At 69.5% G+C, this 8577-nt stretch carries 12 protein-coding genes; all 12 read right to left on the minus strand.

What is annotated here, in order from left to right:
* Positions 1-90 precede the first annotated feature (90 nt).
* Positions 91-261, minus strand: coding sequence for a hypothetical protein (locus ACFQ4H_RS34115; protein WP_377579294.1), 171 nt, complete (start codon positions 259-261; stop codon positions 91-93).
* Positions 262-847: 586 nt separating this feature from the next.
* Positions 848-1495, minus strand: a complete 648-nt coding sequence (locus ACFQ4H_RS34120; protein ID WP_377579314.1) for a hypothetical protein — start codon at positions 1493-1495, stop codon at positions 848-850.
* A gap of 208 nt (positions 1496-1703) precedes the next feature.
* On the minus strand, positions 1704-2096 hold the full coding sequence (locus ACFQ4H_RS34125; protein WP_377579296.1) for a hypothetical protein: 393 nt from the start codon (positions 2094-2096) through the stop codon (positions 1704-1706).
* Positions 2093-2758 carry a hypothetical protein gene (locus tag ACFQ4H_RS34130; protein WP_377579316.1) on the minus strand — a complete coding sequence of 222 codons (666 nt, stop codon included), beginning with the start codon at positions 2756-2758 and terminating at the stop codon, positions 2093-2095. The genes ACFQ4H_RS34125 and ACFQ4H_RS34130 overlap by 4 nt, the downstream gene beginning before the upstream one ends.
* Positions 2758-3174 (minus strand): hypothetical protein, encoded by a 417-nt coding sequence (locus ACFQ4H_RS34135; protein ID WP_377579298.1) that lies wholly within the window; start codon positions 3172-3174, stop codon positions 2758-2760. Before ACFQ4H_RS34135 ends, ACFQ4H_RS34130 begins: the two co-directional genes overlap by 1 nt.
* Before the next feature lie 23 nt (positions 3175-3197).
* The gene (locus ACFQ4H_RS34140) at positions 3198-3536 is read right to left on the minus strand and encodes a hypothetical protein (protein WP_377579300.1); all 339 of its coding nucleotides are present in this window, start codon (positions 3534-3536) and stop codon (positions 3198-3200) included.
* On the minus strand, positions 3533-3997 hold the full coding sequence (locus ACFQ4H_RS34145; RefSeq protein WP_377579302.1) for a hypothetical protein: 465 nt from the start codon (positions 3995-3997) through the stop codon (positions 3533-3535). The genes ACFQ4H_RS34140 and ACFQ4H_RS34145 overlap by 4 nt, the downstream gene beginning before the upstream one ends.
* A gap of 87 nt (positions 3998-4084) precedes the next feature.
* Positions 4085-4600 (minus strand): hypothetical protein, encoded by a 516-nt coding sequence (locus tag ACFQ4H_RS34150; RefSeq protein WP_377579304.1) that lies wholly within the window; start codon positions 4598-4600, stop codon positions 4085-4087.
* A gap of 103 nt (positions 4601-4703) precedes the next feature.
* Entirely contained in the window at positions 4704-5690 is a 987-nt protein-coding gene (locus ACFQ4H_RS34155) for a DUF932 domain-containing protein (protein WP_377579306.1), read from the minus strand.
* Between the two features lie 169 nt (positions 5691-5859).
* Positions 5860-6417, minus strand: coding sequence for a hypothetical protein (locus tag ACFQ4H_RS34160; protein WP_377579308.1), 558 nt, complete (start codon positions 6415-6417; stop codon positions 5860-5862).
* Positions 6414-6878 (minus strand): hypothetical protein, encoded by a 465-nt coding sequence (locus ACFQ4H_RS34165; protein WP_377579310.1) that lies wholly within the window; start codon positions 6876-6878, stop codon positions 6414-6416. Before ACFQ4H_RS34165 ends, ACFQ4H_RS34160 begins: the two co-directional genes overlap by 4 nt.
* Positions 6879-7139: 261 nt before the next feature.
* The gene (locus ACFQ4H_RS34170; RefSeq protein WP_377579312.1) at positions 7140-8216 is read right to left on the minus strand and encodes a MarR family transcriptional regulator; all 1077 of its coding nucleotides are present in this window, start codon (positions 8214-8216) and stop codon (positions 7140-7142) included.
* Positions 8217-8577: the final 361 nt, after the last annotated feature.

The raw sequence follows: 8577 nt of genomic DNA on the forward strand, positions 1-8577 counted from the left end.
GCAACCAACGAGCCCAACCGAAATCAGGATTCGCGATCAACTCCAAGATCCGGCATCCGGATTACCCATTCAAGGCTGCATGACGGGGCACTAGTTCAGCTCAGCGAAGATCCCATCAGTGGTCCAGGTGTTGAAGTACCAGTAGATGCTCGGTGAGACGACCGCCCGGATTTCATTGGCTTTGCGTAGCTCGGCGTTCTCCCTGCGGAGCCGGCGCAGCTCCCCGGGCTTGGCGCTCGGCCGGTTCGATCCTCGCCACAAACAGCCCGGTCCTGTCGGATCCAGGTCCGTAGCGCTTCGGGGGACTCCCAAGCTGCTGGGGCGCGTAATGATCACCGGCTTGTATCGGACTCCCGGACAGACGTACCGCGTTGGCACAGCCCCGTCCGGTTACACGCGAGAGACGGACGCGCAAAACCTTCTAGCCCAGGACCTGTCAGACCATGATCAAAGGATGAACTGTTGGGGCAACCGCACCGGCGGTGATTGGCCTTGAACGAGCATCAACACCACGCGGACGGGCTCCTACCGCCTGCCCAAACGCGGCACTAGCCAGGCCTGACCGCCCCGTCGAGGTCGGGATGGGTCGGCGCGGATGCCGCGTCCCATCAGGAGGAATTCGATATGGCTCATGAGTGGCCCGTATGTCGAACAATTGAGGTCGGTACCGACGTGTACGACGTGCTAGAGCGGACCGCCTTCACCCGGGCAACCGACATCAACGGCGCGCTGCGCTACCTGATGGAGATTCCGGCACCTCGGGCTGTCACAGAAGACGAAGACTGAGTAGCTCGCAGGACAGGGCGCCGCCGAGGCCGCTTCCCGGCCTCGGCGGCACCTCTCGTACTCAGGCTGTCTGCTGCCCGGCAGTAGTGCCATCCGATGTGTATGCGGCGGCGAGTAACCGTTGTGCGGTGCGTTGGGTGACGCCGAGCTGCTTCGCCAGCGCGATGCTGAGGCTGCGCCGGGCGCGCCCGGCGCGGTCCGCCTCGCTGACGAGCGCGATGGCGATGGAAAGTCGAGGGTCGTCGGCGTAGGGGTGCGGCTTGCGGGCACCGGTTGTGCCGGGGGTGCGGCCGGTGGACTGGCGACCCTTACGGGCATCGGCCACGGCCCATACGGTGCGCCGGTACCACAGTCGGCGGAGTCGCCCGTCCGGCAGCACCTCGACGCGGTCGGGACGGTCGTACAGGGTGTCGGGCAGGTTGCGGTACGAGCCATAGCCGAGGACCCTCGCAGCCGCGCCCGAGCCGATGAGGTCTTCGGGGTCGCCGCGGCGGTCGACCTTCGTCAGTTCGGCGCGTTTCGCGGCTTGGTGCGCGACGTGGAATGCCTTGATGTCGTCGAGCCAGAACCACTCGCGGCCGTCGTGCTGGAATCCTTTTGGGAAGTCGAACCGGGCGCGGTGGCGGTGCCAGTGGTTGACGGTGGAGTAGGCCGAGCCGGTGTGTGCGGCGACGCCGGCCCGGTCGAGGGCGGTCCGTCCGCCGATCATGCGTCGTGCCATGCCGCCCATCCTCCCCTCCGGATAGCTCGCAGCTGGCGCAGTGCCGTCGAGGCGGGCAGGCTCGCCGTAAGATCGGCCGCACGTCCCGGCTCGGGTAGAAGCGGCCGTGTGGTCCGCAGGCGGCCCGGAGTGGGCGAGGTGGCCGGTCGGGGTTGCACGCACCCTCGGGTGTGCCCGCCGGCCACCGACTCCCCGGTTACACCTTCGGGCGCAGCAGCCGCCACGCGACGTCCGCCATCCGGTGTAGTGGCATAGCCGCGAGCTTCGCCCGGGTGGCGGGTTTGAGCGCGTCGTACACGGTCAGGATCGCGGCGGCGGTGGTCGCGTCCACCACCACCCCGTCGATCTTGCGAAACTCGCCGCGCTTCGCCTCGCGCAGCAGCTCGATCACGCGGGGGTCGCCTGCCGTCGCGTCGTCCGGAAGCGCATCGATCTCGGCCAGTCCTTCGCAGTCCGGACAGGTGGCGAGGTGCGGGTCCTCGGTGATGCGGGTCAGCGGCCCGTCGTCGGCTCCGCACACCGGCCCCGTACGGCGGCGGGCCTTCGCGTGGGTGAAGGCGGGCCGCTCGTGCCGCGTCGTGACGGTCATTGTGCTCCTCCCGCTGTGTCGGGCCAGATGCCGAGCGGGTGTCCGGGGGTGATCTGGCCTCGGCCGGGGGCGAGGGTGTCGAACACGGCGGAGTACCTGTCGTGGAGGTGGCCCCGGGTCCGCATAAGGCGTTTGCCTCGGGTGAGCTTCGCGGGCATCGCATCGGCCACACGACCGATAAGCCCGTACAGGTCACGGGCCTCGATAAGGTCGGCGCACCCTTGACAGGCCGTCCACCGCTCCCCCCACACCTGCGTGAGGGCGTACTCGGTGTCGGTACGGCGCACTCGCGCCGCGTGGTGCTGAGATTGATAGTCGTTGACGGACACCACTTGAGCGGTCACACGGCGTGCGTCGGTGACCTGGTTGGCGCATTGGTATATCCAGGTCGCCTCGGGCGCGGAGCAGAAGTCGCATTCGATGATCGGATCGAGGATTTCGGTAATGGGTGCGGGCTCGGGGCGGTGGTCGCTTTGCTGGCCGCGCTGCTCGGCCGCGTGTAGGTATCCGACGATGAGGCCCAGGTCGTTGTATCGGATGTTGAGCCCTCGACGGCAGCGGCGGCAGTAGAACGGCTCCTGGGCCGGCACCACGCTCGTGTCGAGCGCGGTCGCCTCGGGCGGCCGGGTGACGTCTTCGGGCTGGGAAGAGCGCGGAGGCATCACTGGTCGCCTCCGTCCTGGGTGCTGGGGTGCGGCCAGGCGGGATTGGCGGGGTCGAGGGTCAGCCCGAGACGCAGGCGGGTGAGGTCGACCAGCCGCCGAAGCAAGCTCGCGGTTCCGCTGCTGAGGTCGGCGTCGAAGTCGTGGGCGATGCGGCAGGCGTCGCGCAGGGCCACGGCCGCCTTGGTGAACGCGGCCTCTAGGGCGGCGCGGTCGTCGTCCCGAGTGCACCACACGACGTGGTCGGCCGGGTAGGTGCGCTCGGTTCCGTTGGGGAATCGGAGGATGTAGCGGCGCGCGTAGGTGGTGTGCGGGGTGGAATAGTGGACATCGGTGACGGTGCCGAGGCGGTACTCGGTGGCGTCGGACTGTCTGACCACTCGGGCGGTGTCTCCGACCTCCATGGATCGGTACATCGGTACTCCGTTCATCAGAGGGGCTAGCGGGTGGGGAGGTCGGTCTCGCCGCCGCCGTTGATCTCAAAGGCGATGAGACGGTCGTCGGTCTCGGTGGTGTCGGCGCGCAGGTAGAGGTCGGCGGCGCGGCGTTTGACACCGATGGAGACCCCGTGCAGGTCGAGCACCACGTACGCCGAGCGGTCCCCGGCGGTGGCGTCGCCTGGGTAGACGCGCAGGTTGAGGTTGGTCAGCACCTCGGCGTACACGGGGTCGACCGGGCCGAGCAGGGCGAGTGCGCCCGCGAGTTGCTGGCCGCTGACGGTGCGTTGCCCGTCGCCGATGCTGTCGGTGTTCTTCGAGGGGTCGATCCAGCTCGTCATGCCGGCCTCCCCTCATCGCTGGCCGGCTCGTCGCTGGTGGGCGGGTTGGGTGGGAACGCGGAGAGGATGCTGGTGAGGGTGCCGCCGGTCTGCTCGTCGGTGATGGCTGCGCAGGCGATGAGGGCGGCTCCGGCGGTGAGTGCCTGGGCCGGGGTGTATCGCACGCGTACGGCGCGGGTGCCGTCGGTGGTGGCGAGGATCTCGACGCGGCCTCGCTGCCAGGTGGCGACGGGCAGCTCGGCGTCCGGTACGGCTGTGACGGTTCCGCGAAGCGCCTCGCGCAGCGTGGCGCGCAGGTGCTCGCGTCGGCGGGTGGCGGCAGCCTCCCACTTCGACGCCTTCTTGCTGTGTGCGGTGTGAGCGTTGCCGGTGGTGGAGGCGGCGCGGGCGTGGAAGCGTTCGGCGTTGCCGGTCGCCTGGGCGAACTCGGCGGCGAGGTCGAACAGTCGGTCTGGGTTCATGTGGGTACTCCGTGGTGAGTCGGAGGGGATGTCGCCCGGTGCCGCGCAGCCCGGGTCGAACCGTGGCTGCGCGGCACGTCGCATCGGTCAGGGACGGGCGGCCGGTGGTCCGGCGGCACCGTCCGGCGTGGCCGGTTGACCGGCGAACCCGGGTGGGACGAACGGCGGGGCGGCCTTCACGTACGGCAGACCCGAGTCGAGCTTCTGGCCGATGCGGTCAAGGCTGATCGCCCCGTACGCGGTCAGGTGCGCGCCAACGGCGAGGGCCTGCGCGCCGGTGAGCAGCACAACGAGGCGACGGGCTGAGGTGTCGTGCACGTGCAGCTCGACGTGTCCGTTGGTCAGCGGCCGGACCGGCATGAATCGCTCGACCTGCGCCGCGCCGGGTAGTCCCGCGCGGATCGCCTCGACCAGCGCCGGCCACTGCTCGTTGACGAGGGCGTCCCACTGCTCGGCGCGGGCGGTCAGGCTGGCGTGTTCAGCCTCGCTGGCCGAGTGCCCGGCCATCGCGCGGGCGACCGCAGCCCGCGCGAAGTTGGCGCATACCTCGTTGGCCAGCTCGATCACGGCCTCGGCGGTGAGCGTCGGCGCTTGCAACGGCACGACGACAGGCTCGGTGGTGGCGTGTGTGATTCCGGCGGCGGGGTACGCGCCGGTACCGGGGCCAGGCGCGGTGTCCCCGCGCCGGCCCCAATGCCGGCCCACCTCAGACCGCCAGCAGCTCGAACGCGCGGGCCTTGAGGTCCGCACCGGCACCGGTCAGCGCCCGTGTCGCCCGAAGGAGGTCGGTCTTGGCGGGGGCGAAGTGGTCGACATACTCGGTGATGGCCTGGAAGCCGGCCCATCGGGTGCCCTTGATCGCCTTCTGCGTGTCGGCGTCGCGGATCAGGTACCGCAACGTCGCGGTGCGCTGCTTCGCGTTGTTCTTCGCCGTGTCGGAGGCGTCGTCGGCGAGGGGCCATACCTGCGCGACGATCTTCTCGAACTCGCCCATGGTCAACGACTCGTTGATCATCTTTTCGGCTTCGGTCTCGAAGTCACGGAACGCCTTCCACATCAGCCCGAGGGCCTGCCGCGCCTCGGCAATCTTGCTGGTGACGTTCGAGGTGTGCCGGAACGTGTAGGAACTGACTGACCGCCGATACGCGAGTGCCTGCGTGTTCGCGCACACGATGCGGACCGGGGTCGCGTCGAGGCGCAGCGAGGCGGTGCCGTCGTGGGAGGTGGTTGCCGCGAGATAGAGGTCCATATCGTCCACCCCGGCGATCTGCATTGCCGTGGGCAGCTTCATGGTTACGAAGACCGAGCGGCCCTTGCGCATCGAGCCGGCGGTCTCGAAGTGCGCGCCGGAAGCGTCGACCAGGAGGTTGAGGGTCTCGGCGACCTGCTCGTTCTGGACCACGCTGTAGTCCTCGCCGACCACACCGAGGTACTCGGTCTCGCCGGTGACCGGGTTGGTCCGCACGGTCATGTACTTGTCGGGGCAGTCGACCTTCGTCACACCCTTGTCGGTGATCTCGATGCCCTGAGTGGCGATCTTGCGGACCTCCCAGCCGCCGAGCCACGCCTTGCTCATGACCTCCTCGGCGGTCATGCACGCGTCGGTGACGGTGCCGAGTTGATGCCAGGCGGACAGCCGCGCGGAGGCGAAGGCCGTCTGGCCGTTCGCGAACGTTTCCAGTTCGTGTGCCACGGTGGCACCCCTTCCAGGTGTGGTGTTTTGGCGGGCGGCGGGCCAGGGGTTGCATCCCCGGCCGCGCCGTCACAAACAATGTTTCCTACCTCTACAAACCGATCAAGACGATCGGTTCGAGTCGATCGAGGTTTCTGCGGCGAATCTGACGCCCGCCGTGCGGCGTGGCCTACCGGGTGTCGGTGGCCGGGCGTAGCCGCCCGTCCGGGCCGTACACGTGCGCGCGAACGGTTTTGAACGGGGCCGGCAGGTACACGGTGAACCCGTGTTCGGGGATGAACCGGGTTTGATACGTGCGGGTGATACCTAACAGGTACCGGTCGGGTTTGTCGCCGTGCGACCCCGGCGGGATGATGCCCGCCCCTGGACGGTCGGCACGGGCGCGGCGGTGTCGCCCAATCGCCAGATGCGGACACAGGGACAGTGCGGCAGTCATGCACTCCGGGTGCCCCGGTGGGTCGGCGTAGCGCATCAGCTCAGCAGCCCGGGGGCCGCCGAGGAACGCCACCCAGTACCCCATCGGCTCTCCGCACAGCGAGCACCGGCGCTCGACGGCTAGGCGGGTCGAGGTGATGGTGTTGATCGTGGTGAAGTCCACGTGCGACCCGCCGCCGGTCGGGTCGGGGTGAATGTTGACCGGCGGGATGGGCAGGCCGCGCCGCGCGTCGTGGGGACGCGCGGCCAGCGAGGGTGGGATGTCGGGCACGTCGGCGGGTGGACTGGTCATGACGGGTCGCCCCCGTGGCCGGGGCGGGTGTCGCTGATGACGAGACCTGGATTGGCAGCACGCACGAGGTACGCCGCGCGTTCCCATTCCGTCGTGCTCAGCGCGTGCACCTCTGCGTCGAGCCCGGCGGCCTCCATGACGGCGTGTTGGATTCCGGCGCTGTCGGGGTTGTCGAACACGGCCACCATGTCGCCTCCGGCGACCACATACACGCGGGCATCGTCGGCGGGCCGGGACAGCGGGGCGGTACGGCGGTGTTCGGCCAGCCAACGGCCGACGACCTCGGCGGGGTCGCCGGTCAGGGTGCCGGTGTCGTACGCCTCGTCATCGAGCCAGGCGAGGTAATCGGCGACGGTCCAATCAGGGTGAATGAGCCAACTCTGCCGAACGGCCTGCCACACGGTCAGCCGTGCCGGAACGCCAACCGGCTCGGCCGGGCGCGACCCGTCCGGGCCAGGCACCGGGCATAGCGGGGTCCCGTCGTGGTGGGACGCGGCCGGACGCGGCACGAATCCGTTGAGAGGCCAGTCACGCGGCGGCACCGGGCGGGCCGGTTCCCCACATTCGGGGCAGCACAGCGACCCCGGCGCAAACGTCGGACCGTGGGCAGCGTGGTCGTGGTCGGGGTGATCGTGGGGGGTGGTCATGGTCCCTTCCTTCCGTTTGGGTGGGCGTACGGGTGCCGGGGCCGGCATGGTGCCCGGCCCCGGCGGGGCGATCGGTCAGGCCACCACCGACGCGGCGGCAGGCTCGTCGGTGCCGGCCTCGTCGGCGGCGGTGTCGTCGGTCACCAGCGGAGCCAGGAACGCGCGAACCTCGGCGGTCGGGGCGGGCGGGTTGTCCGCGAGGGTGTACGTTTCCGGGGCCTCGCGGGTCAGAATCAGCACACCGGCCCCGGCGAGCTTTTCCATGGCGTTGCGGACCGCGCCGGGGCTCCGTCCGCCGATCTCACGGGCAACGGTGCCGGGGGTCAGTTCGTGGCGCGGGCCGAGGTCGCGCATGAACGCCTCGACCCGGTGCCGCAACTCGTTCTTAGCGAGCTTCACCGACCCGTCGCTGTTGATCTCGCCAGTCGTGCGGCCGGTGCCGGTGGTGCGCCGGGCCGAGGGGCGGCGGATCTTGCGGGTGTGTCCGCACGTCGGGCACGTGGTGTGCGTCGGGGCGTTGGCCGGGTCCACCGTGGCGAGGTCCCCGTCCCCGATGACCCACAACTCGTTACCGTCGTCGTCAACCGGCAGGCGACGCGCGGCCCCGGCAACCTCCATCGCGGCGAGGATCGTGTCCCCCATGACGACCGACAGACCGCTCTCGTTGATCGCCGCGTCGGCGGTGATGCCGTCCGGGTGCCCGCCCAACACCCCCGCCATGATCAACACCTTCAGGTCGGGCTGACGCGGGGCGACCGGCACCCCCGACACCGGCGCACCGGACACGGGGGCCTCCGGTAGCGCGGACTCGTCCGCCCCGCCGCCCCCGTTCGCGTCGTCGGCGGGGGTCGCCTCGTCGTTCGCGTCCGGGGTCGCGTCGGTGGCGTCGTCGCCCGGGGTCGGCTCGTCGGTCGCGTCGGTGGTGGCGGGGTGCCAGATGTCGGTGCTCTTGCGGTTGCCGTTGGTCGGGCCGGGGGTGCGGGTGGCGGTGCCATCGGCCTCCATCGCGGCGAGGGCCTTGGAGGCGGTGGAATGACCCACCCCGGCCTCCGTCGCGAGGTCACGGACGGTGATGCCGTCGGGGTGGTTGGCGAGGGTCCGGGCGACGGTGGTGGTGGTCGGGGCGGTGTTGGCGTTGGCGTTGGTGGACATGGCGAATAAACCTCCGTGCAATAGGGGTCGGAAATAGCGATTCCGCGTGCGCGTGGTGCGCATTGTTTGCGGTTTCGCCGGGGCGGTTTTTGTTGCCCACGTCCATGGACGCTCGATGCCCGGTGATTGTCAACCCTGTTGCACAAGACTCTTTACGGGGGCCGCGCTGCGCCGCTTCCGTTCTCTATTCAGGAACCGCTATCGTCGCCCGAAACGCCATTTGACGGCCCCGTGTCCGATGCTGCGGCACGTTCAGCACGCCTCCCTAGTGTCTCGTGATCCCGATGTCTTTACTTGAGATGTGTTGTGGTTGGCTGTGTCGGTGGAGATGTCGTCGGATGAGCGGGCCGAGCTTCGGGCG

This window comes from Micromonospora sonneratiae, assembly GCF_042679305.1.
Classification (GTDB): Bacteria; Actinomycetota; Actinomycetes; order Mycobacteriales; family Micromonosporaceae; genus Micromonospora_H; species Micromonospora_H sonneratiae.

What these genes read in the sequence shown, in the direction of transcription:
- ACFQ4H_RS34140 (WP_377579300.1), bottom strand. Translation starts at nt 3,536, where the DNA reads ATGACGAGCTGGATCGACCCCTCGAAGAACACCGACAGCATCGGCGAC.
- ACFQ4H_RS34125 (WP_377579296.1), bottom strand. Translation starts at nt 2,096, where the DNA reads ATGACCGTCACGACGCGGCACGAGCGGCCCGCCTTCACCCACGCGAAG.
- ACFQ4H_RS34145 (WP_377579302.1), bottom strand. Translation starts at nt 3,997, where the DNA reads ATGAACCCAGACCGACTGTTCGACCTCGCCGCCGAGTTCGCCCAGGCG.
- ACFQ4H_RS34130 (WP_377579316.1), bottom strand. Translation starts at nt 2,758, where the DNA reads ATGCCTCCGCGCTCTTCCCAGCCCGAAGACGTCACCCGGCCGCCCGAG.
- ACFQ4H_RS34170 (WP_377579312.1), bottom strand. Translation starts at nt 8,216, where the DNA reads ATGTCCACCAACGCCAACGCCAACACCGCCCCGACCACCACCACCGTC.
- ACFQ4H_RS34120 (WP_377579314.1), bottom strand. Translation starts at nt 1,495, where the DNA reads ATGATCGGCGGACGGACCGCCCTCGACCGGGCCGGCGTCGCCGCACAC.
- ACFQ4H_RS34160 (WP_377579308.1), bottom strand. Translation starts at nt 6,417, where the DNA reads ATGACCAGTCCACCCGCCGACGTGCCCGACATCCCACCCTCGCTGGCC.
- ACFQ4H_RS34135 (WP_377579298.1), bottom strand. Translation starts at nt 3,174, where the DNA reads ATGTACCGATCCATGGAGGTCGGAGACACCGCCCGAGTGGTCAGACAG.